The 20,992-nt window shown below is 40.2% G+C and carries 24 protein-coding genes and 1 tRNA gene; 6 read left to right on the top strand and 19 right to left on the bottom strand.

Features of this window, described 5'->3' with window-relative positions:
* Positions 1-14: 14 nt before the first annotated feature.
* The 13 genes from KKB09_03635 to KKB09_03575 form a co-directional block, all read right to left on the bottom strand.
* Positions 15-1,100 carry a hypothetical protein gene (locus KKB09_03635; protein MBU4300290.1) on the bottom strand — a complete coding sequence of 362 codons (1,086 nt, stop codon included), beginning with the start codon at positions 1,098-1,100 and terminating at the stop codon, positions 15-17.
* Complete coding sequence (locus KKB09_03630) at positions 1,097-1,666, bottom strand: hypothetical protein (GenBank protein MBU4300289.1); 570 nt, start codon at positions 1,664-1,666, stop codon at positions 1,097-1,099. Before KKB09_03630 ends, KKB09_03635 begins: the two co-directional genes overlap by 4 nt.
* A complete protein-coding gene (locus tag KKB09_03625; protein ID MBU4300288.1) occupies positions 1,663-2,235 on the bottom strand; it encodes a UPF0175 family protein in 573 nt (190 codons plus the stop codon). Before KKB09_03625 ends, KKB09_03630 begins: the two co-directional genes overlap by 4 nt.
* A 136-nt stretch (positions 2,236-2,371) precedes the next feature.
* A complete protein-coding gene (locus KKB09_03620) occupies positions 2,372-2,926 on the bottom strand; it encodes a nucleotidyltransferase domain-containing protein (GenBank protein MBU4300287.1) in 555 nt (184 codons plus the stop codon).
* Positions 2,927-2,953: 27 nt separating this feature from the next.
* A complete protein-coding gene (locus KKB09_03615; protein ID MBU4300286.1) occupies positions 2,954-3,709 on the bottom strand; it encodes a 3-oxoacyl-ACP reductase FabG in 756 nt (251 codons plus the stop codon).
* Between the two features lie 61 nt (positions 3,710-3,770).
* Complete coding sequence (locus tag KKB09_03610) at positions 3,771-5,246, bottom strand: phenylalanine--tRNA ligase subunit alpha (protein ID MBU4300285.1); 1,476 nt, start codon at positions 5,244-5,246, stop codon at positions 3,771-3,773.
* 128 nt (positions 5,247-5,374) lie between these two features.
* Positions 5,375-6,580, bottom strand: a complete 1,206-nt coding sequence (locus KKB09_03605; protein MBU4300284.1) for a pyridoxal phosphate-dependent aminotransferase — start codon at positions 6,578-6,580, stop codon at positions 5,375-5,377.
* A 5-nt stretch (positions 6,581-6,585) separates the two neighbouring features.
* The gene (locus KKB09_03600) at positions 6,586-6,954 is read right to left on the bottom strand and encodes an MFS transporter (protein MBU4300283.1); all 369 of its coding nucleotides are present in this window, start codon (positions 6,952-6,954) and stop codon (positions 6,586-6,588) included.
* A gap of 14 nt (positions 6,955-6,968) precedes the next feature.
* Complete coding sequence (locus KKB09_03595) at positions 6,969-7,193, bottom strand: hypothetical protein (GenBank protein ID MBU4300282.1); 225 nt, start codon at positions 7,191-7,193, stop codon at positions 6,969-6,971.
* Positions 7,194-7,212: 19 nt separating this feature from the next.
* The gene (locus KKB09_03590; protein ID MBU4300281.1) at positions 7,213-7,851 is read right to left on the bottom strand and encodes an alanyl-tRNA editing protein; all 639 of its coding nucleotides are present in this window, start codon (positions 7,849-7,851) and stop codon (positions 7,213-7,215) included.
* Positions 7,852-7,856: 5 nt separating this feature from the next.
* A complete protein-coding gene (locus tag KKB09_03585; GenBank protein ID MBU4300280.1) occupies positions 7,857-8,804 on the bottom strand; it encodes a hypothetical protein in 948 nt (315 codons plus the stop codon).
* A gap of 35 nt (positions 8,805-8,839) precedes the next feature.
* Positions 8,840-9,064, bottom strand: coding sequence for a hypothetical protein (locus KKB09_03580; protein ID MBU4300279.1), 225 nt, complete (start codon positions 9,062-9,064; stop codon positions 8,840-8,842).
* A 732-nt stretch (positions 9,065-9,796) separates the two neighbouring features.
* Positions 9,797-10,072 carry a YkgJ family cysteine cluster protein gene (locus tag KKB09_03575; GenBank protein MBU4300278.1) on the bottom strand — a complete coding sequence of 92 codons (276 nt, stop codon included), beginning with the start codon at positions 10,070-10,072 and terminating at the stop codon, positions 9,797-9,799.
* Positions 10,073-10,405: 333 nt separating this feature from the next.
* Between KKB09_03575 and psd the strand changes: the two genes are divergently transcribed.
* Positions 10,406-11,254 carry a phosphatidylserine decarboxylase gene (gene psd, locus KKB09_03570; GenBank protein MBU4300277.1) on the top strand — a complete coding sequence of 283 codons (849 nt, stop codon included), beginning with the start codon at positions 10,406-10,408 and terminating at the stop codon, positions 11,252-11,254.
* A gap of 7 nt (positions 11,255-11,261) precedes the next feature.
* Here the strand turns inward: psd and dph5 are convergent, their stop codons facing one another.
* Both dph5 and KKB09_03560 read right to left on the bottom strand, forming a co-directional pair.
* Positions 11,262-11,996, bottom strand: coding sequence for a diphthine synthase (dph5, locus tag KKB09_03565; GenBank protein ID MBU4300276.1), 735 nt, complete (start codon positions 11,994-11,996; stop codon positions 11,262-11,264).
* A 31-nt stretch (positions 11,997-12,027) separates the two neighbouring features.
* Positions 12,028-13,590 carry a tRNA uridine(34) 5-carboxymethylaminomethyl modification radical SAM/GNAT enzyme Elp3 gene (locus KKB09_03560; protein ID MBU4300275.1) on the bottom strand — a complete coding sequence of 521 codons (1,563 nt, stop codon included), beginning with the start codon at positions 13,588-13,590 and terminating at the stop codon, positions 12,028-12,030.
* Positions 13,591-13,644: 54 nt separating this feature from the next.
* Here KKB09_03560 and KKB09_03555 point away from each other — a divergent pair.
* Both KKB09_03555 and KKB09_03550 read left to right on the top strand, forming a co-directional pair.
* Positions 13,645-13,829: transfer RNA gene (locus tag KKB09_03555), tRNA-Ser, on the top strand.
* 211 nt (positions 13,830-14,040) lie between these two features.
* Positions 14,041-14,313: a non-histone chromosomal MC1 family protein gene (locus KKB09_03550; GenBank protein MBU4300274.1), complete on the top strand. Its 273-nt coding sequence runs from the start codon at positions 14,041-14,043 to the stop codon at positions 14,311-14,313.
* 215 nt (positions 14,314-14,528) lie between these two features.
* Here KKB09_03550 and KKB09_03545 read toward each other — a convergent pair whose 3' ends face one another.
* Positions 14,529-16,292 carry a type II/IV secretion system ATPase subunit gene (locus KKB09_03545; protein MBU4300273.1) on the bottom strand — a complete coding sequence of 588 codons (1,764 nt, stop codon included), beginning with the start codon at positions 16,290-16,292 and terminating at the stop codon, positions 14,529-14,531.
* A gap of 176 nt (positions 16,293-16,468) precedes the next feature.
* Here KKB09_03545 and KKB09_03540 point away from each other — a divergent pair, with 176 nt between their 5' ends.
* From KKB09_03540 to KKB09_03530, 3 genes are all read left to right on the top strand, one after another.
* Complete coding sequence (locus tag KKB09_03540; protein ID MBU4300272.1) at positions 16,469-16,882, top strand: hypothetical protein; 414 nt, start codon at positions 16,469-16,471, stop codon at positions 16,880-16,882.
* Positions 16,883-16,902: 20 nt separating this feature from the next.
* Positions 16,903-17,850: a replication factor C small subunit gene (locus tag KKB09_03535; protein ID MBU4300271.1), complete on the top strand. Its 948-nt coding sequence runs from the start codon at positions 16,903-16,905 to the stop codon at positions 17,848-17,850.
* A 150-nt stretch (positions 17,851-18,000) separates the two neighbouring features.
* Entirely contained in the window at positions 18,001-18,633 is a 633-nt protein-coding gene (locus KKB09_03530; GenBank protein MBU4300270.1) for a hypothetical protein, read from the top strand.
* A 31-nt stretch (positions 18,634-18,664) separates the two neighbouring features.
* Here the strand turns inward: KKB09_03530 and KKB09_03525 are convergent, their stop codons facing one another.
* Genes KKB09_03525 through KKB09_03515 form a run of 3 tightly spaced genes read right to left on the bottom strand, consistent with a single transcriptional unit; the run spans position 18,665 to position 20,972 of the window.
* Positions 18,665-19,666: a succinylglutamate desuccinylase/aspartoacylase family protein gene (locus tag KKB09_03525; GenBank protein MBU4300269.1), complete on the bottom strand. Its 1,002-nt coding sequence runs from the start codon at positions 19,664-19,666 to the stop codon at positions 18,665-18,667.
* 39 nt (positions 19,667-19,705) lie between these two features.
* The gene (locus tag KKB09_03520) at positions 19,706-20,233 is read right to left on the bottom strand and encodes a tetratricopeptide repeat protein (protein ID MBU4300268.1); all 528 of its coding nucleotides are present in this window, start codon (positions 20,231-20,233) and stop codon (positions 19,706-19,708) included.
* Between the two features lie 58 nt (positions 20,234-20,291).
* Positions 20,292-20,972 (bottom strand): hypothetical protein, encoded by a 681-nt coding sequence (locus KKB09_03515; protein ID MBU4300267.1) that lies wholly within the window; start codon positions 20,970-20,972, stop codon positions 20,292-20,294.
* Positions 20,973-20,992: the final 20 nt, after the last annotated feature.

Below are 20,992 nucleotides of genomic sequence, written 5' to 3'. Positions count from 1 at the left end.
AAATCACTAATAAATTATCTTCTAAATGTTTCAGATCTTAACTTCTTAATCTTCTTTATAAGATCCTCATTAATTTGAGACTTAGATTTAATATATGGCTCGATAGTGCGTTCTTCCTTTAATTTTGTTTGTAATGTTATTGTCTCATTATGTTGTTCAGAAACATTAAACTTTTTTCGTTGCCCCCTTAATTTATTTTTATCGGACATATCAAAAAGTCTTAATAATTCACCTTCTGTCTTTTTCACATATCCATAAGTACCTCTATTGAATATTCTGTAGGTGTTTTCTTCTCTCTTTGCCTTTATTTTAGCCCACGCTTCGGAATTCATTCGCGGTTGCAAATGATTTAAACCCAAAATATCAATTCCAAATCCACTATTTATGAAATCTTTTGCGGGTATTTCGACGGCATTTTTCATAAATTTACCTTCGTTCGCGTTAACTGAATATAAAAATGATTTTTCCGTTAAATCAAAGTCATTCATTAATCTTGTTAAGTGTCTTATCCAAGTTGTATTATCAATAGATCTACCGTCAAAATCAAGAACAAATGATGTTATGTTCTTATCGCAATAGTTTTCTACTATCGGTCTCAAAAGCTCTCGCGGCATTTTTGACGGTATGACTCCAACAATACTTTTATGATTTAGAGTTTCAACAATTTCAATATATTGATTCGTTAATTCTATGAATGTCTTTGTCAATGACTCACCCACCAAATCTTTTTTCCTCAACAGGTTTGAGAAAATTGGAGTAACAACTATATCGCTATGTTCGTACTGTATATCTGCAAGCATTTCGATATGCTTTCTTTCAGGGATTGTAGAACTCGAATAATCAACAATGCACATGTTGAGCCCGTTTGTCATCTCACGTTTTATTTCCGAATTAGTTCTTCTTTCATGTTGTTCATCGGAAAGGCAGTTGTTTAATTTTTCCAATGAAAATTTCTTATATATTTCATTTATATCACTTATGGGATTTTCACAGTAGCTTGCTTTTATGGGAGTCATTATTGATTTACTCCCTAAGCAAATGCTCGTACGTTTAAACATTAATTCATCATCAACTTTTTCTAATTTAACATTTAACTTCATTTAGCCACCTTCAGATAACTTATTAGGTCGGGGGTAATATAAAAAGTACTATTTTTCAAGTCTTCTATTATCCTTTTGATATCTTCTGTTGATAAACTGTCATTTTCATACAGTTTTCTTATCAAGCCGATAGTACCAGTTACATTAAATGTTTTAATCGGGCTACCTATTTTTTCAGAAAATAAATCATCTCCACCCATTTTTGAAATAACTTTTTTCATTTTGTTGTCGTCAGTAACGTAATAATATTCTTTTCTGTTTAGTTCATAATCTAAAAGTGCAAGAAGGAATGATGATAATTCGCCGCTATGTAGATAGGGGTATCTTGTTTGAAGATAATCAATAAGCAAAATATATTTTTTATCATCAGTCAAATTACGAACAACAACAGTTTTATATAATTCTTTTAAAACGGTCTCACTAAATCCTTTACACGATTCCAAATATACTTCGTATGATGTCGCAATTGTATATCGTTCAGAACATTTCTTAATGAGATTCACGCATTTTATTTCTTTAAGACTCGTACTAATTATCGTATTATCCATTACCTTCGTCGTCGTCATTTCCATCGAACCTTGGCTTTCATCAATAGATCTTCAAATTCCGCGGTTTTTAATCCAGCGAGTTCAGCAGCTTTCCCAAAACTAATTTTCTGCTTCTTTAAGAGAGAAACAGCAAATCTTGCTCTATTAACCTTTAGTTCATCCCATTTAGCTGACTCTGAAATGTAGTTCGGATAAGATGCGTAAATAAATGCTAGCACCTCGTCATCTGAAAGATCATTTAAAAATTCTTTGAAATCTTCGATAACTTTCAAAAGTTCCTTTTTTGGTTTAAGATGATTAAATAATTCGAAACCATTTTCAGTTAGGGTATATTTACTTCCTTCCTGATAAACCAATCCCAATTTCATCAAATCTTCTAATACGTAATTTACAGTTTCACTATAAGGTCCAAAAAGATGGGGTTCAAATTCCAAAAGATCTTTATACTCTTTAAAAACATTCGATACCAAAAATAATAGCTTTTGCAGTTTTATTTTACTTCTAAGGGGGGTGTTACTTAAAGCACCTAAAGAATACAAGATAATTTTTTCTTCATCTTCCAAATCATTAAACGATTTACTAAACATAAAACCACTTCAATACTAAATCAATCTACCACGAATACCTTACAGACTTGAGGCATATTTTATTTTACTCATTTTTATCTGTGTTGGCTTGAGGTTGCCGATAGAACAAATCATCCGCTTGCCTTCCTTTTGCAGCTTAATAAAAAAATCGGTTTCTTTCATAGTAGGTTTCAGCTCCTTTAATCATTACATGATTTTTTTCTATTTCTTTTATCAATAAATTATCGCGGTCGTAGCTTCCGATTTTTACGATTAGTTTCGAATTCAGAAGCTCGATTTCTTGCTTTATTTTTCTGTCTTCTGATTCTATGAAAATATCAATGTCGCTGTCGGTTCTGGCAATCCCTTTTGCATAGCTTCCAAAAAGCATCGCAAGCCCTATTTTCGGATTTTTCTGAATGGATTCAATAATCGCCCTTAATTCAGGATATTTTTCAATTGTTTTGTTAAGCCGGTAAAGCTCTGCCATAACTGCAAAATTCCTTGCCTCAAGGCTTTTTTTGGGAAAATACACTTTATTCCTGCCTTCTGCCTGAAAATCCACTGCATTTTCCACTACAAGAGCCTTTAGCCCGCGCACTACAGCCATATGGTTTGTGCCGAGCTTTTTGGCAATTGCCCGCGCATGCATTGGCTCCCGCATAATCGCGGCAATAATTTCAAAAGATATTTTTTGTTCCATATGTAACATATTTGTTACATGAGTTTATAAGCTTTTCTACTCGCGCAAATGATATCCTCCGTCAACTATTAATACATCGCCGGTTATGTAACTTGAATCGTCAGATGCCAAGAACAAAGCCGCTTTTGCGATTTCTTCGGGTCTGGCGAATCTTTTAAAAAGCGTTTTTTCTGTTTCGGCTTTCACAAATGAAGCGTCTTTATTTTTCCACTGGTCCGTTTCAGTGAGGCCTGGAGCCACGCTATTAACATTAACATGCGGTGCTAATTCCTTCGCCAATGTTTTTGTGAAATTAATTACACCAGCCTTTGAAGCGCTGTAATCAAGTATTCCAGCTCTGCCGCAGCATTCGAGCCCGCGTATTGAAGAAACATTAACAATTTTGCCGTATTTCTGATGGAGCATGTGCGGAGCGGCTGCCTTTGAACACAAAAATGTTCCGATTAGGTTAACTCTCAGTATATTTTCCCAATCTTGCGCCATCAATTCTTGAAATGGTTTCGGCGCAACAATTCCTGCATTGTTTATAAGAATGTCTATTTTACCGAATTTTTTGACTGCTGTACTTATTAGTTCATTCACTTGTTTTTCGTCGGATACATCACATTCCATAGCCAATGCATCTGAACCGAGTTTCTTTATCTCTGCAACGACTTCTTCTGCCTCTTTTTTTGATTGGATATAATTGATAATTATTTTCGCGCCTTCTTTCGCAAACTCAAGAGCAATTGCCCTGCCGATGCCCCTGCTTGAACCGGTAATAACTGCAACTCTTCCTTCAAGTTTTTTCATAAGCATCATCTCAATTTGTTCGAAACTTTTGAACCCAATAGATGTTTTGAATGTTTCAAAATTATCTCATCCAAACTTTCATCTCGCGCAACTGCTTTATGTCATTCCCGTACAAATCGCGGATGTATTTTATCTTGTAGTAATCCATGATGATTCGGTCAAACCCCGGCCCCCATGCAAGAACCGGTATTGGCTCGCCCAATAGCGGCTCGACAACTTCCGGCCTGAAAATGCCGGCGCCGCCAAGCTCCACCCACTGCTTTCTTTCAGGGTGGAAAACATCGATTTCAATCGACATCTCAGTATATGGAAAATATCCCGGCCGGAATCTTGCTTTTTCAAAGCCCAGCTTTCCAAAGAATTCTTTAAGGTAGCCGAGCAGATTCTTGAAATTGGCGTTAGGATCCACAACAATTCCTTCAACCTGATTGAACTCAAAAAGATGCTTCCAGTCAAGAGCCTCATTTCTGAACACCCGGCCTATTGCAAAATACTTCGCAGGAAGGCTATCCTTCTTAATTTGCGCGAGGGTCTTTGCGGAAAGAACTGTGGTGTGCGTGCGTAAAAGCAGTCGTGCCGCTTCCTCTTCACTCCATTTGTACTGCCACCCTCTTGAACCGTTGACTCCGGATTCATGCGCCTTCTTTACTGCAGAGATAGTTTTTTTATCAGGCAGCATTCCCTTTCCGTTAAAAAAGAATGTGTCCTGCATCTCGCGCGCAGGATGATCCTGCGGAACAAAAAGCGCATCAAAGTTCCAGAATCCTGTATTGACAAGAGGGCCGGTCATTTCTTTGAAACCCATGTCAAGCCAAACACTTCGGACATAATCAATCGCCTGATTCACGAAATGCCTTCTGCCGCCATAAACTGCAGTTACCGGAGCAGTCACATTATATTTCCTCAAGCTAACTTCTTTCCAACCCCTGGATTTTATCATTTCCGGAGCCAGACTCGAAACTTCATCCCTTACCTCAAGCCCTTGAGCCGCTTTTTTTCCTTCAGCAGTTATGCTGACTTCGCGGATTGTCTTAAGAGAATAATCTGCAAGCTTTCTTGACTTAAGTGTGTCGAGTTCATCTTTTTTTAAAGCCTCGCCATGCGCAGCTCTTTTAAGAAGAACTTCTTCAGCATCCTGTTTTCCAAGCGCGTCAATGCCTGCTTTTGTAGCCTTTAAGCTGCTTTTGTCAAATTCAACATAACCTTTCTTTTTTGCAAAACCAAGAGCAATATTTTTCTCAGAAAGCTTTATTTCAGAAAGCGATTTTCCTTTTTCCCCTACTTCTGAAACAAGCTGTTTTTCTATAAGCCCCTGCTTAAGGACCGACTCGCCTTCGGAAGTTATTCTCAAAACAAGCTTTTCTTCTTCCTTTGATTTTACAAGACCTGACTGCTGGAGGCCGTAAATTGCGCGGGCAACAGCAACCTGATCCATCCCGAGCACGGCTTCAAGCTCAGTTGCAAAGCGCTTTTTCTCATCCTCAAGAAATTTGAGCACTTTGATTTCGTGCGGCTGGAGATTGTATTTTTGCGACATCAGAACCATCGATTAATTAATTATTTGAAAAAAAATTATTTATAGCCATAGTAAATCACGCCAAATTGGCTATTTCGGAAATTGCGTGATTTATCTATTTAGGCAATAACTGCTTTTGTAAATACTGACTAATATTTGCATTTATTGACTATATTCATATACTTTTCAATCCTGTCAAAGCCCTCGTTTATGCATTCCGAATTCACCGAGCCATAACATATGCGCACATGACCTTCGCCTGAGGGGCCGAACGATACGCCAGGAACAAGTGCGACTTTTGCTTTTTCCAGAAGCTCCATCGCAAGTTTCCACGAATCAATGCAACCGGGAATTTTCGGAAATGCATAAAACGCACCTTCCGGATTTATAAAATCCCAGTTAAGCTGCTTCATGCGCTTTACTGTCGTGTCGCACCGCTTTTCGTATTCGTGGCACATATCCTGGACGCACTCTTGGCTTTCAGTAAGCGCCGCAAGTGCGGCATATTGCACTACTGCGCTAACCGATGCGGTTGTTACGCGGTTGCATTTAGCAAGCTCTTTTATAATATCCTTTGGTGCTGCAAGCCAACCAAGCCTCCAACCCGTCATTGAATATGTTTTTGAAGTGGAGTTTATGAGTATTGTGTTTTCGGGCGCGAATTTAGCAATCGAATAATGCTTTGCGCCGCCAAAAAGCAGTTTATCATACACTTCATCCGAAATAATCATTATGCCGTGTTCAATCGCAATTTCAGCAATTGTTTTCAAATCGCTTTCACTTGCAACGCGGCCTGTAGGGTTTTCAGGGCTGTTAACAATAATTGCTTTTGATTTTGAAGTTATCGCAGATTCGATTGAATCCGCGAGCAGTTTTTTGCCGTCAAAATCATCTCGTTTCGCTGTCGCTCCACTCGAAGCCTTTGAGGACTCCCCACCCTCAAAGAATTTCGTGTAAACGGGAACCCCCCCGACAGAACGCACTATCATCTCATAAGGCGGCCACGCAGGATCTGCAATAAGCACTTCATCGTCTTTTTCGATGATCGCCAAAAACGTGCAAAACAAAGATCCGTTGCCGCCGTTTGTAACCATTATGTTTTCCGGCGCGAGATTAAGGCCTTTTTTGTTCTCATAATCCGCTATTGCGCGCCTCAGTTCCGGAATGCCTACCATCGGCGCATAGCCCATCGGCTTTTCCCGAATCGCGCGTATTGCAGCATCTTGAATGTGCTGCGGGGTCTTAAAATCCGGCTGGCCTATGTCAAAGCGCACGCATCCTGAAATTTTTGCCGCAGCTTCCGAGATTTTGCGGATGCTTTCTTCAAGTGCAGTAATGCGCGGTGAGAGTTGCATAAGTATTATTGGAACTTGTGACTTTTATGCTTATTTCCTTGAATTTTCTTTGAGATAATACGTTTTTCCTCAATATAAAACAACATTGCGGTTGAGATAAAAACAAGTGACGCAGTAATATAAAAAATTACTTTAAAACCCAAGTTTCCGACCACAAATCCGCCGCCCATTATTGCGACTGCTGCCATGATGCCTACGAGCGCGTGATATTTTCCAATATCCCTGCCTCGCGATTCTTTTTTAGTCACGTCACCCAAAAATGCAGCTTCCATTGTCATTTGCATAGCGGTTGTGATTCCAGTTAAAATCTGCAAGACATACAACTGTATTAAAGATGTGATGAGTGTGTATGCAATCATCATACATCCCAACATAACTCCGCCGATTATCAATAGCGGTTTCTTCCAAGCGTATCTGACTGTTTTCCCGCATAATAAGATGCAATAGCTGCTGAAAAAGCCATCAACCCTATAGAAAAACCAAACTGCTCAATACTGCCGCCGAAATTCTGCAAAAATACTATCCAGAAAGGATAAAACAATCCTGTTGAAAAATTTAGCAATGAATTTGAAAGCAAAAATACATCATACGCTCTCAATTTTGATAATGCCATAAAAAGCGCCACAAATAACTTATTCTTGATTTATGCCAATAATTATCTTTTGCTTCCCATCATTTAATTCTTTACCAACCAATATAAGGTTTCCAATTTCTTTTGTGTTTTTAACATGAATCCCTCCGTCAGGAATTGGCGGATACTCTCCGATTTGCGTCCATCTAAAACCCTCGCGTTTTTCGTCCCAATAGCTTTTTATTTCAAGGCTGCTTTCGATATCTTTGTTTGACGCCTCAATTGCCCGCGTTATTGTTTCGTCAGGCAGCTGCTCTTTTAAAACCAGCTCTGCCTGATTTCCTTTTACTGCCCCGGCAACCGCGCGCTTTCCAAAATTTTTCTCAATTGCGCCGGCAAGCAGATGAAGTGCGGAATGCATGCGTATGGCCAAAAGCCGCTTGCTCCAGTCAAGCTCTAATTTTACTGTGCCGCCTGCTTTAAACGAAACCGGCTTTGAAAATATGTGCCAAATATTATTTCCGTCTTTTTTGGAACCTGCGATTTTCATTCCGTTTATTTTTCCGAAATCGCCGGGCTCTGTGTTTGTTTGCGGGATGAATATTGTTTTGTCTAAAAGCGCGTAATTCCCTTCAACAGATACAACCTTTGCCTCAAGCTCTTTTTTGTATTGGTCTTGATAGTAAATCAATTCGGTCATTAAACTCACCACAATTTTGAAGGGATGTTTATTCCCGGCTCAACCGCATCATCCATATTTTTCGGTCTCGCTATTTTTAGATAACTGCCAATCGGCTTAACACGTGCGGGGATATCAACCGCTATCTTGCTTAATGCTTGGTAAATCTTTGGTGCGTGCCCACCATCAATTTCAATATAGAATATGGGGGTTCCTTCATTACTAAGTGAAGTCAATACGGACATGTCGCATTCTTCCCTAAGCGGATGAATAATATCCTCAAGAAGCCCGGAATAATTTTTAATTGCTGGCTGAACAAGAACAGCAGTTACACGTTCATCGGACTTTTTATGCGGATGCTTTTCGTAATATTCCGCCCAGTAAGTTGATTTACCCAATACGCCGAATGATGTTTTATTAAGTTCTCCATCAGTTAGTTTTTTGTATTCTAATCCGTTTGCTTTTGCTGCGGCTGGCGAACATATCGCGGCAATATCCGTTCCTGGCGTATCTTTCACTATTTCGGCAGCCAATGCAGTGGATGCGCAATCAATAACGGTTATATCATGACCACATTCTTTTTTGAGTTCTTCTATGTATGGGCGTACTTGTTTAATCGCTTCAGGATGCGAATATATGCGAAGGATTTCACTCACATCGCCCTTAAGACCCAAACACTGTTCGATTGGAACATCAATAACGTCACCAACATAGACACCATCGCCCAAATGCGATAATAGTAAGCGCATGTGTTTTTCGATATCTCCGTTCATGCTGTTGTAGATGGGCACAACACCTAATGTGTCTGCATATCCTGCATTAGATACCACATCATCAACTTTGGGCCTTCCTTTAAGCATGGCTTCAAAATCCAGTTTTTCAGACAATAATTCTGCCGCCCTATGGCTCCAAGAATACTTCGGGTCTAAATGCCCTATATAAATGTCTTCATTTCCAGTTGTCTTATTTTTCATATCTTTCTCCTCAATTCATTTTTTTTTGACAAAAATCAGCATAATTCTATCTCTTCACGCGAAATTCCGATTTTTTCGAGTTCCCTTACAAGGTCGTTTCGATATCCTTCGATGCATATCTCCGCTTTGTGCGTGTTATCGTTGATACCATACCATCTAATGCAGCTGTCTTCGCATCCCTTTCTTTGCTCTAAATAGATTTCTAAATCGTCTCGTTTCCCATTTAATTTTATGTAACACAAAGTTTCGCTTGTATGCATGAAAATCACTATTTCCCTAATTCATTTTCCGACATTCGTCAGCATCAATATAAATCATAATCATAATTAACCGTAACAGTAAACGCCTTTCTTCAGAAAAAACTTGAAGCATGGCTCTTAACTAAACAATAAAGCCAAATCCAAAAATCATGGTGCTAAGAGCACCAAGCTTTTGAGCAAAGCTCAAAACTCCAAAATCGAAGTTAAAGCCAAAACTAAAACCGAAAAACTTCTGCGCGAATGAAACGCGCGCATTTGGAACTAAATCCGAATAATTATCAGAAAGGTTCAAAGAACTTGTGGGCGCAACTGAAGAAATTGATTCATTTTCCGCGATTAACAAATAAAGTCCACCGGCATCACAATCACCGATAAAAAAAATTTAAATAAAAAATATTCCTCTCACTCGCGTTCGATGCTTTTTCGGCATAACCGAAAAGCCAAGAGCGAAGCGATTGGATTTTAATCCAATGAATATTGGAAATGATTAAAAATGCACAAACATTCCACAATCCAGTTCTCATGCGCTTAAAAAGTTAAGCAATTTGCTATTTTCGATATTGGTTGTGTGACGCTTATTTTTGATTGCCAAAAGGCATAAAACTCATCTCACTTCATTCGAAGCTTTTGAGGCATTGCCTCAAAATCAATTAATAGTTTCGTATAGTTGTCTAAGTGTTCGATTTGTGCATCATATACTAATCCACTAAAATTTATAAAGACGTGTTTTGCCTAATTTTGCTTTTTTACAGCATCAAAACAATAACCGCAAGTCTCTTTTGTCAGCCACTCGCTTTCAGTTCGCGGATATTTCCTGCAATTTAGCGGGCGCACATTATAAATCCGGCAATAATTCCTTCCGTCTTTTTTGTAAAGGAAAGGGCACTTAACAGGAAGTTCGCAGCATTTTCCGCATTGAATGCAATTGCCTTTGCGGCTTTTGTCGATCGGTAAAAATGCGGTTGCAGTCCGCTTTAATTTGGCGGCCCAATTATTCTCATTTAACAATTAAATTCACCTCATGAAATGGTTTTCGCCCAAAACATAGTGTGATGGCGAAAAATCCGTTCGTTGCGTTAACGCGCAACTCGCGGCTTTTCATTTTTTCGATGCATAGGGTAATTCAAAAATGAAAATAGGTCCGCTGAGGATTGAACTCAGGATCTCCGCAGTGTGAGTGCGGCGTCATACCAATTTCTCATACGGAGCATAAGGAAAATTGCTATGCAATCGCATGACTAGACCACGGACCTATGCAAAAACCTTAATGAATAATCTTTAAAAGACTTGACTCGCGCCCAGATGTGCAAAGAATATAATAACGCGCAGGCAATAATGTTTATGAATCTATTTAGTAAAATCATTGTTTTTGCATTCAAAGTTTTTCCAAAAGAATTCATTAGCCGCGCGCTTGGGAAACTAGCGAAAAAAAAACTTCCAAAAATAATTCTCATCCCCTGGATAAGCAGCTACTGCGTGCTGTTTGGAGTCAATATGTCGGAATCCAAAAAAGACGCTTACGATTTTCAGACATTCGACGAATTCTTTACACGCGAACTAAAATCCGGAATTCGGAAAATTGATGTTTCAAAAAATTCGGTAATTTCTCCTGTAGATGGTAAAATGATGGAATTCGGCGCAATAGAAAAAAATATGCTCATTCAGGCAAAGGGAAAAATTTACATGCTTGAGAGTCTTCTTGAAGATGGTGCGCTTGCCTCAAAATTCGAGAACGGCAGTTTCCTAACAATATATCTTGCGCCGAAAAACTACCACAGAATACACGCACCGATTTCCGGAAAAATCGCGGGATATCAATACATTCCAGGCAGCCTTTTTTGTGTGAATAAGATATCTTCAGAAACAATAGAAAACCTATTCTCAAAAAACGAGCGCTTGATAACGTATTTGGAATGCCGGAAAAACACGATTGCAATTGTAAAAGTGGGCGCGTGTGTTGTCGGAAAGATATGCGCGACTTACGAAAATGCTGCATTTGATACTTCGTGCAATATGGCGTTAAAGAAAACATATTCTAAAAAAATTCCGATAGAGAAAGGAGAAGAAATCGGCAGATTTGAAATAGGCTCGACAGTTGTGCTTTTATTTGAAAGCGGCGTAATAACTTTTGGCGACTTGGTGCGCGGGGCAGAAATAAAAATGGGGCAGAAAATAGGCACGCTTGCATGAATTTGTATCAAATCGCAAACTGCGAAACAAAATCCTCTTCTAAGAAATGCATATCACCAGGCAGGATCAGCGTATGCGGCATTGCTCCAAAGTCTGCTTTTTTCAGCTCGGAAATCGGTCCGTATTTTATTGTGCTTTTAACTCCAAGATGCGCGACTGCAACAAGCTTTGTTTTTTCTGTGAATAGTTTTTTCCCGACTTTCTTTTCAAGTTCCAAAAGAATTTCAATGCCTTCTTTTGCAGTCATTCCGATGTCAAGAAGAATCAGCGTATGCAGCCCTCTTTTTTTGTTCGCAAGTATGTTCATATACGGCGATTCCGGAAAATAATTTTCTTGCGGCTTTGGAAGTGATACAGTCATTCCGAACTTATAAAGCGAAAGACCTGTCTCAGCAATTGCACTGAATATTGATGAACCATGAATTATTTCGACATCTATGCCTGCCTTTCGAGCATCAAAAACAACCTGATGATGAGTTGTCGCAGAAAGCGCGTCTCCAGGTACAATAAATGCGGTATCGCGCGATTTTGCAGATTCCAGAATCACGCCGGATTCTTCAACGCCGCGTCTGTCAAGAAGCTCTATTTTGTTGCCTGCGATTTTCTCAAGGGATTCAAAATCTATCTTGATTGAAGAGGTATATGTTTCAATAAAAATGCTCTTGCATTTTTTCAACGCATCGATTCCGCGCAGCGAAATATCATTCTCGTCATGAAGCCCGAGACTTACAACATACAACATAATCCACCACATATAATTACTCAACAAAGTTTTATATCAGTTTTTTCGAGACATACGCGCCATCATCAAAATACTCTAGAGCGCGGTAATAATCGCGCGTCCCGACCGCTGCAATCACAACAATTTTATGCGCGCCTTCTTTTTTTGACAACTCCTCGGCAAATTTCATCAGCCGCTTCCCAAGCCCTTTGTGCTGTATTGCGCCTGTTTGTTTTTCGCCAATAGGAACTGATGTGCCGAATATTTTCAGCTCGCGAACAACGGATGTTTTTCCGGAAAGCTCTTTTCGAAATGGCCTTGCCAGTATGCGCAGGCGCAAATAACCGTAGAGAACTTCGCGATTTTTATCCTCTAAAGATATGAAATATTCCGTTCCTTCTGAGGCCCGATATTTTTCGCAAAACTGCACAACACCATCAAATGTATTTTGCTTAAAATCCGTATGCCCAACCTCCCTGCACCTGATGCATTTGCATTTTTCACCTATTGCTTTCAGTTTTTGCCGGGCTAATTCTCGAAGATTCCCCGCAGTAACGCCGGCCGCAATCTGGTCTCGAGGAATGTCACGCTGCACCCTCATTATCCTGCAGTAATGTGGAATGTTCTTTTTTATTTCGGCAACAAGCTCTGCAGCTTCTTCATTTTCAAGCGGCTTGTATTTTCCGCTCTTCCAAAGATCATAAAGCCCTGTGCCGCAAACAACAAGCGTTGGATAAATTTTCAGCATGTCCGGCCGAAAATCAGGATCATTAAACAGTTTTTTGAACATTGCAAGATCCTGCTTTCTACTCTGGAGAAGCCCGGGCATCATATGATAAACAACCTTCAAGCCGGAATCTTTCATAAGCCGCGTTGCTTCGACTACGTCTTTAATCATATGCCCGCGCCTTATTTTTTTATAAATTGCGTCTGACAGTGTCTGAACGCCGAGTTCCACGCGCGTAGCCCCGAGCAGAAGCATGGTATCTATGTGCTCTTTTTTGCAGAAATCCGGGCGCGTCTCGATAGTCAAGCCCACACATCTTGATTTTGCGGTTTCGTTGATTTTTTGAGCTTCAATCAAGGTCTTAGAATCGATTCTGTTAAGCGCGTCAAAGCACCGCTTGACAAAAAGCGCCTGCTCTTGCTTAGGATACGACAAAAAGGTTCCGCCCATCACGATAAGCTCTATTTTATCAATGCTATGGCCAACTGCTTTTAATTGCTCCACGCGCTTTGTAACCTGCACAAACGGGTCGTAATCAAACATCTTCGCCCTGCGGGCTGCCGGCTCCTTTCCGGTGTAGCTTTTCGGCGCATTCTCGCCCTGCGGGCAGTAGATGCACTTTCCAGGGCATTCGCCGGGCCTTGCCATTACCGCAACAATTGCAACGCCTGAAAGCGTTCTTATCGGCTTTTTGACAAGAATTGCAAGCTTTTCGCGCTCTTTCTGCGTTGCATATTTAAGGATATCTGAATTGCGAAGGATTTTTGATGCACCCAGTTTTGATGAAATGCGCGCCTTTTCCGCATTCAACTGGCCTTCTTTACTCACCTCACCGGATAGTATTTTTTCTATAAGGCTGCGTGCAAGAGTTTTTTCGGAAACTTTCATACATATAAATAATCGAATAGCTTTTAAATGATTGAATCAAAAATAAGGCATTGTGTCGGGGTCGCCTAGCTCGGTGCGCTCGTCAGGAATGTCAAAATGCATTTAAAGTGGACTCGCGTCCACTCGCGCAATATTATTGAAATAATCCCTGAATGAGCGGAGTAGATGGCGCCAGCCTGGAAAGTTTCCCGAGAGCTGGTGTCCGCAAGGACTCGAGAGTTCAAATCTCTCTCCCGACGCTCATAATCTTACAAGAACATGTGCGTTGCGAAGCAATGCGCCCCAAGCGCCAGCCGATTAGTCGGTTGCCTAACGCTCATCTTTTTAAGCTTGAAAACGATTTTTCGGCTATGGTCGGCTTCTATTGAAAAAGTATATATACTACATACGCGCATAGTTATAGTATAACCAATACATAGTTAGAATATTTTGAAAAAATGAGTGATGAATATGGCAGAAAAAAGGTACTTTTCCCTAAGACAGGGAAACAAGGAAGTTGGCGTATTTACAGGATCGCAGCCAAGACAGGCGGCTTTAAAAGCGGCAAACCGCGGATATACTGATATCAAGCTAAGAGAGCGCGGAACCAAGAAGATACACATCTTCAAGGGCTCAAGAAAACAGGTTGCTGCTCCGGAAAATGCTCCCGAATGGATGGGCGCAAAAGTATGGAAGCCAAATGTTAAAAAACTAGGAATTGATAGGCTAGGAAAGCTAAAGTAAATTCCTAAAAATATTAAATTCGCGGGTGACTTTTCGGCATTCCTCGATAGGTTTGCCGAAAAGGCTTCGAATTCGCTCAAGCGAACGAGATGATTCTTGCCCGCGATTGTTCTTTTTTTGTTTTTTATATAAAAATTGTAAATTAGAATATGCTCCGTAATTTAGTATACATGCTAATAAAACGCGACAACTTCTTAGAACCCTATTCAAAAGCATCACATATCAAGCGCGTCTCTAGTTGGGTCACCAGAGGCAATGATTTTCGGCGCAGAAAACGCCATATTAATTCCTTTTTTCTTGGGCTTATACGCCGGATTATCCAAAACCGGAGCTTCTTCATCTTCAATAGCTTTCAATATTTTCTGCTTGTTTCGATAGTATTCAGCAAGATAATTTGATACGTCCATAAAGCCAAATGTCTTCTTATTAACGAGCCATTCCAAAACTTTCTGGCGGTTTTTCAGCTCCTCCTCTATCTTACTCATTGAAATCCCGTATTCCGCTCCTATCCGGTCAAGAATTGTGCTATGGTGCCTCTCAAAAACATCAAGAACAGGAGACCACTGAAAGCTTTTCATAACCCTGACGCGCCCTGTTTCCGAATCTATATTTTCCATCTCGGCGATTTCCTTGATTCTGCGGGCGGATTTTCCGAACTGGTCCGAATGCGTAATCACCACCACAATATCAAGAGATTCGAGCAGGCTTGGCGGAAGGCTTATGGGAGGTGTTTCCATTCTCTTTATGATATCATCCACAGAACCTCCGTGAATTGTGCCTAAAGAAGGATGCCCGGAAGCCATTCCCTGAAAAAGAACAGATGCTTCAGTGCCTCGGACTTCTCCTACGACCACATAGTCAGGTCTTTGCCTGAATGATTCCTTAAGAAGATCAAACATCGAGATTTCGCCATACCGGGTGCCATCCTTTGTAACAGTACCAAACCCTGCTCGTGATACTGCCGGAATCCAGTTTTCGTGAGGTAAATTCAATTCTCGCGTATCTTCTATTGAGACTATCTTATCATCAGGCGGAATAAATGAAACAAGTGAATTAAGGAAGGATGTTTTTCCTGCACCAGTGCCTCCGCAAATAAGTATGTTTCGTTTGTGCTCTATTGCAAACCAAAGGAATGCCATAACCTCTGAAGATGCGGTTTTCATGCGTATCAAATCAGGTGCGCTATATGGGATTTCCTTGAACTTTCTGATAGAAAACGTAGGTCCTTTTGTAGTTACATCAGATGTAAGCGTAGCCTGTATACGGGAGCCGTCAGGAAGTGAACCGTCAAGAAGGGGCTCCGCATATGAAATATATCTCCCAGTACGTTCTGCAAGCTTTACAACGAACTCTTGAAGTCGTTTTACATCATTATAGCTAATATTCGTTCGCAGATTCCCATACTTTTTATGGGTGATATATATGGGCACTCCAACACCGTCGCAGCCAATGTCTTCTATGTATGAATCATGCATTAAAGGCTCTATTTCATTAAGGCCGACAAAATTTATATAAATATAGTAAAGTAGGCGTGTATACTGCCCAGGTTCAAGAATGATGCCTAGCTCATCAATTACCGAACGTACCTCGCCCTGAATATACTCGAGCATTTTTTTGCTGTTTGAAAACTGCTCTATATCAACCCCGATACTTTTCGCAAGGCCCGAACGTATTTTTTCAAAAATCTCCTCTTCCTTGGAATTCAATGAAGGCTGCAACACCTCATACACTAGACCTTCCTGAATCTCACTCCAATAAATGCGCGCATAAGCAAACGGAGGTATCAATTCATATCGCACATCCGTAGACTGCTTTACATTTTTTTCTTCCCCTTTTTTTGGAAGTATCTGGTCCAGTTCCGGCAGAACCAAAATCTTACTGGGCGCACCTATAGAAAAACGATTTACCTCTTCCTCGAAAAGCCGCTCTTCTTCTTTTACTTTTTCAAAATTCCTTCTCAGCCATCCGCGAAGAACCATAGACACCACATAAATTAATAGACACACCATTATTAGGTTATGTGTATATATATGGTGTTTGCATCATAAATATGTTTGTCAGATAAGTCGCATGATAAAACATTCTGAGTTATAGCCGGGATTTAAATCCACAATATCTTTTTATTTCTGCAAAAGTATCATCTTGTGTGATAATTATGGCAAAAACAAAAGATGAAAAAAATAAACTTGAAAACACTGTAAAAAACACAAAGCCTGAAGAAACTGCCGTTTCCAAAGATTCTAAGAAAGAGTATTGCTCCGAAAAGGTAGAGCCAGACACATCCAAAAGCAGCCGCAAAGTATGGCTAATGGCAATTGTTTTCGGAGTGATGGTGATTCTTGCGCTTTCATACGGATATAATAACGTATTAAGCAAAAAAATGCTTGAACGGGGATGCAGCGAGCTATCAAAATCACCAGACCTTAAATATCCCACTGTATGCGTTCCTCTGGATGCCGATTCAAACCGCGGAGACTATGTTGATCAAAAATCAGACCCTATGTGCAGGTGCAAAGTGGATACAGGAAACGGAACAAGCACAATCATTGACATACGGCTGGCGAATTAAGTGCGTAGGTGAAAAAGATCATGTTTGAAATCTGGACAGAAAAATACAGGCCGGAACGCCTTAACGACATAGTAGGGCACTCGGAAATAATCGGGAGGCTGAAGGCCTTTGTAAAAGAAAAGTCGCTTCCGAACATGCTATTCACAGGACCTGCAGGAGTCGGAAAAACAACTGCAGCAATAGCGCTTGCAAAGGAGATTTACGGCGAGGATTGGAAGCGCAATTTCATGGAAACGAATGCATCTGACGAAAGAGGAATAAATGTTGTCAGAAGCAAAATAAAGGATTTTGCAAGAATAAAGCCGTTCAATTCGGATTTCAAAATAATATTTCTTGACGAATCTGATGCGCTTACCCAGGAAGCACAGCAGGCAATGCGCAGGACAATGGAAAAATACACAAACACCACCAGATTTATTCTTTCGTGCAATTACTCATCAAAGCTGATTCCTCCGATACAGTCCAGATGCGCGATTTTCCGCTTCAAGCCATTGACTGATGCAGATGTTGAAAACGAGATACGCCGCATTGAGAAAACTGAAGGGCTCGAAATCACAAAGGCGGGAATGGACTCGCTTCTGAGAGTCGCTGAAGGCGACATGAGGCGCGCAATAAACCTTCTCCAGTCAGTGTCTATAATCAAGAAAACTGTGGATGCAGACGACGTTTATTCCGTTGCAGCATCCTTGCGCCCCGAAGAAGTAAAAGAAATTCTTAAAATGGCTCTTGACAAGAAGTTTTTGGACGCGCGAAAGAAACTGGCGGATTTAATGATTATGCGCGGGCTTTCAGGGCTCGATGTAATAAAGGCGTTTCATCGCGAAATTCTGCATATCGACATTCCGGATAAATCAAAAGCAGCCCTGATTGACAAGCTTGGAGAATATGAATTCCGAATTGTTGAGGGCGGGACTGAAGATTTGCAGATTGAAGCATTTTTAGCTCAAGTCTCAGCTTTGGACAATTGAGCTAAAAAGCCTAGAGCGAAGCGAAAGGATTTTTATCACAAATTGCCGCGCCGGAATAAATTTGTGCTAAAAAGCCTAGAGCGAAGCGAAAGGATTTTTGGCGCAAGTAAGTGCGTTGGATATTTAATAATTCCAAAAAACAATTTATTTTTGAGGATTATTATGAGACGTACAACCGATAATGAGAAATATTTAAGAGACTTCGTATTGCATCTTGTTGGAAAATCAAAAAAACCTATCGAGTTTTATCCTCCGGATTACCAACAAATAGCATTTTTAATTGATAAAGAAATACCTAAAAAAGAAAATGTGTACATACCGTTTAATCAACCGTGTATTTGGGGTCCAAAATCAAAAGAACTTGAAGAAACGATTGAAGAACTTTCAATAATGGGTTGTTATAGTCCTATTGCAATGGATAGGACGAACGATAAACTTGGAATTAAAAGAGTGATTTACGCCCGCGAAGAGCATTATAGAATAATGCCGGTAGGGCCTTCAATACCCGTTATTGACCTTTTTTATATACCTGCTAATGCATTATGGCAAACTAGAAAATTCTTATCAAACAAAATTAATGGAAGAAAGAATCTGCCTGAAGAATATGCTCGCGCAGAAAAAGAATTAAAAGAAAAATACTTAGGAAAAATAGGTCTTGAGGAAATGGATTTATTAATTGAAGAATATACCAACTTTCCAATAAAAGATATTTACAAATTTGCACAAGAAACGCATCTTGAAGAAAATCCTTCAATACAACCTGTTTGGGTTCCGATTCCTTGAAAATTACAATCTTTCAAATCCGAGCTTATTTTCAAAACACCATCTCCTTCCAAAGAATCTCCGGGTCATTTGAGTGATAATACGTCACTTTCTTCTTTAATGCGACATCATTTGTCGCAACGCTGTCAAGCGCAAGAATGCTCACAACAGTTGTTCCTGCAAGCGCGACACTATAAGTCTGAACCGACATAATAATACCGCGCTTTTCTGCCCGTATTTCCTCTTTTTCGTCAGTCTCAAGGTTGTGTATTTCTGCAAGAAGCGTTCCCTTTCCCACAACTGATCCAAGTGCCACTTTAGGAAAGAATATTCCAGAAATTCGCGGCTTTATATTCAGCCGATTTGTGATTATGAACTGCTTATTCAAGACATTTACTGTGCCTTTCAATATGCCAAGATATCTTGCGACATTTATCACTCCGAAAAATCCGGTTTTAATATATGCCTCGTCAAGCTTGTTCGCCTCGCCGAGCTCAACGCCAAGGGAGGGTATTTTCTGCGATGTTGCATAAACTGAAAGCATTGTCGGAGTTCCTTTCCTAGGTATTGCAACAAGGGTTCCAAAAGCGCGCGCAAGCTCAAGTATTTCCTTTTCCTCATCAAACATAATCTTTGAATGCGACATGAGGATTCGTCCCTCGGGACCTGTGTGTATGTCAATCCCGTAGTCGCAGGTTTTTATGATTTCCTCAGTTATCGCAAATGCTATTTTCTCGGTAATCGAGCCGCTTCTGTCTCCTGGAAAACATCGATTCAGGTCCTTTCCGTCATAAAGCGTCTTTCTCTGGCGCGAGTAAAAAGCAAGGGGATTTGCAACAGGAAGAAGCACTATCTTTCCGTATATTGATTTTTTCTCAAGGTACTGGCGCAGGCGGCGTATAAGCTCAACTCCTGTCAGTTCGTTGCCGTGAATTCCTGAAATCACAAAAAGCGACGGTCCTTTTGCAGTACCTATAACCTCGGAGTATTTGATTTTAATATCCTGAAATGGCGGATTCTCAATTTTAAGAAAGCGATCGTTAATAAGTGTCATATTAATTAATTGTGAATAAAAATATATAACTCACATGCATCATTTCCATCCGCCAAAACTCTGCTGGCTTGCAAGAAACATCAACGTCTGCAAGAGGCCATGAATCTCTGCTCCGGTATGCGATGGCGGTTCCGGAAAGTGCTCAATCCAGTATTTTTTAAGAAATGTATCTGTCCTTGATGCGTCTATCTCTGAAGCCTGCAGCACCCATGCATTGTATGTGGGGTCCTTCATCAGGTAAAGTATTTGTGCCTTTGCCAAAACGAGCTCAATGCAATCTGATCTTATCTCAAGCCCTTTGTTGATGTATTTTAGGGATTCAGCCATATTAGTCGTATAAAAAAGCGTTGATATTGCCTTTGCAAGATATACGTGGTGATCGCCAGGATATAATTCCATTATGAGGCTCGTGGTTTTGTCTGCATCGCGCAGTTTTCTTAATAACAGAAGAATTTGGACTTTAAGCAAAAGCGCCCTCAAGTCATTCGGTGCAATTTCAAGCGCCTGTTCGAGAACAAGTAAAGCCTTTTTGAAATCGCCTGTACTAATAAGGCCATATGAGCTCATAACTAGCGGTAATGCTTCGGGTTTTACTGATTTCGCGCGTTCGCTTGATTCAACAGGCTTATTGAGTTCCTGTGCTGTTTGATATATTTCGCTGCTCGGTGATGTTTGAAACTGCGCTGTCCGAAACATTTCCTTGTCCGGTACTGTTTGATGCATTTGAGGCTGTGATATTGATTGCGCTTGAATTTTCTCCTCCTGCAGTTCCTTTGATTTCCTTGATTTCTGTTTTGTTTTCATTAGAAGCACCAAAATCCATTTTTCTTAACACACACTCATCTATCCGATATATTGTATTGCTGCAAATAAAGTCTTCCACACCAGTCAGATTAAATTCCGAAAGCTCTTTTTTATCCAGATACGATTCCATCCGTACGCTAACACCTAAATTAGAAGCAGATTCTGATTGAACTTCTGAAAGATAAATCGCAGGATCATATGCGGAAAGCACCTGTCCCATCAGTTGTTTTATGCCATTGCATTCTGGATCGCATATCTTTGGAACATTAAGCGTAATTAACACATAACGGTCTGCAGGATTCTCTTGCGAACCGAATAATATCCTCTGCTTTTGATCATCAGACAATCCCGAAACTATCTTTGAAGCAGGAAGATCAGCGGCCTTTTTTGTATCTCCTGTTGAATACAGCATTGCTCCAGCCATTGAGCCCAAAAAGATGAGCGCTACAAAAATTACAAAAATTTTATTTTTATTGCGGTTCTTCTGTGAAGTATTGTTCATTTCAATCCCCATCTGTTTTT

The sequence above is a fragment of the Nanoarchaeota archaeon genome, from assembly GCA_018897155.1.
In the GTDB taxonomy this organism is placed as follows: Archaea; EX4484-52; EX4484-52; order EX4484-52; family LFW-46; genus LFW-46.
Note: the sequence above shows the minus strand (reverse complement) of the source record. Positions and strands in the feature narration are given on the sequence as shown.

What these genes read in the sequence shown, in the direction of transcription:
- KKB09_03635 (MBU4300290.1), bottom strand. Translation starts at nt 1,100, where the DNA reads ATGAAGTTAAATGTTAAATTAGAAAAAGTTGATGATGAATTAATGTTT.
- KKB09_03630 (MBU4300289.1), bottom strand. Translation starts at nt 1,666, where the DNA reads ATGACGACGACGAAGGTAATGGATAATACGATAATTAGTACGAGTCTT.
- KKB09_03625 (MBU4300288.1), bottom strand. Translation starts at nt 2,235, where the DNA reads ATGTTTAGTAAATCGTTTAATGATTTGGAAGATGAAGAAAAAATTATC.
- KKB09_03620 (MBU4300287.1), bottom strand. Translation starts at nt 2,926, where the DNA reads ATGTTACATATGGAACAAAAAATATCTTTTGAAATTATTGCCGCGATT.
- KKB09_03615 (MBU4300286.1), bottom strand. Translation starts at nt 3,709, where the DNA reads ATGAAAAAACTTGAAGGAAGAGTTGCAGTTATTACCGGTTCAAGCAGG.
- KKB09_03610 (MBU4300285.1), bottom strand. Translation starts at nt 5,246, where the DNA reads ATGTCGCAAAAATACAATCTCCAGCCGCACGAAATCAAAGTGCTCAAA.
- KKB09_03605 (MBU4300284.1), bottom strand. Translation starts at nt 6,580, where the DNA reads ATGCAACTCTCACCGCGCATTACTGCACTTGAAGAAAGCATCCGCAAA.
- KKB09_03600 (MBU4300283.1), bottom strand. Translation starts at nt 6,954, where the DNA reads ATGTTGGGATGTATGATGATTGCATACACACTCATCACATCTTTAATA.
- KKB09_03595 (MBU4300282.1), bottom strand. Translation starts at nt 7,193, where the DNA reads ATGGCATTATCAAAATTGAGAGCGTATGATGTATTTTTGCTTTCAAAT.
- KKB09_03590 (MBU4300281.1), bottom strand. Translation starts at nt 7,851, where the DNA reads ATGACCGAATTGATTTACTATCAAGACCAATACAAAAAAGAGCTTGAG.
- KKB09_03585 (MBU4300280.1), bottom strand. Translation starts at nt 8,804, where the DNA reads ATGAAAAATAAGACAACTGGAAATGAAGACATTTATATAGGGCATTTA.
- KKB09_03580 (MBU4300279.1), bottom strand. Translation starts at nt 9,064, where the DNA reads ATGCATACAAGCGAAACTTTGTGTTACATAAAATTAAATGGGAAACGA.
- psd (MBU4300277.1), top strand. Translation starts at nt 10,406, where the DNA reads ATGAATCTATTTAGTAAAATCATTGTTTTTGCATTCAAAGTTTTTCCA.
- dph5 (MBU4300276.1), bottom strand. Translation starts at nt 11,996, where the DNA reads ATGTTGTATGTTGTAAGTCTCGGGCTTCATGACGAGAATGATATTTCG.
- KKB09_03560 (MBU4300275.1), bottom strand. Translation starts at nt 13,590, where the DNA reads ATGAAAGTTTCCGAAAAAACTCTTGCACGCAGCCTTATAGAAAAAATA.
- KKB09_03550 (MBU4300274.1), top strand. Translation starts at nt 14,041, where the DNA reads ATGGCAGAAAAAAGGTACTTTTCCCTAAGACAGGGAAACAAGGAAGTT.
- KKB09_03545 (MBU4300273.1), bottom strand. Translation starts at nt 16,292, where the DNA reads ATGGTTCTTCGCGGATGGCTGAGAAGGAATTTTGAAAAAGTAAAAGAA.
- KKB09_03540 (MBU4300272.1), top strand. Translation starts at nt 16,469, where the DNA reads ATGGCAAAAACAAAAGATGAAAAAAATAAACTTGAAAACACTGTAAAA.
- KKB09_03535 (MBU4300271.1), top strand. Translation starts at nt 16,903, where the DNA reads ATGTTTGAAATCTGGACAGAAAAATACAGGCCGGAACGCCTTAACGAC.
- KKB09_03525 (MBU4300269.1), bottom strand. Translation starts at nt 19,666, where the DNA reads ATGACACTTATTAACGATCGCTTTCTTAAAATTGAGAATCCGCCATTT.
- KKB09_03520 (MBU4300268.1), bottom strand. Translation starts at nt 20,233, where the DNA reads ATGAGCTCATATGGCCTTATTAGTACAGGCGATTTCAAAAAGGCTTTA.
- KKB09_03515 (MBU4300267.1), bottom strand. Translation starts at nt 20,972, where the DNA reads ATGAACAATACTTCACAGAAGAACCGCAATAAAAATAAAATTTTTGTA.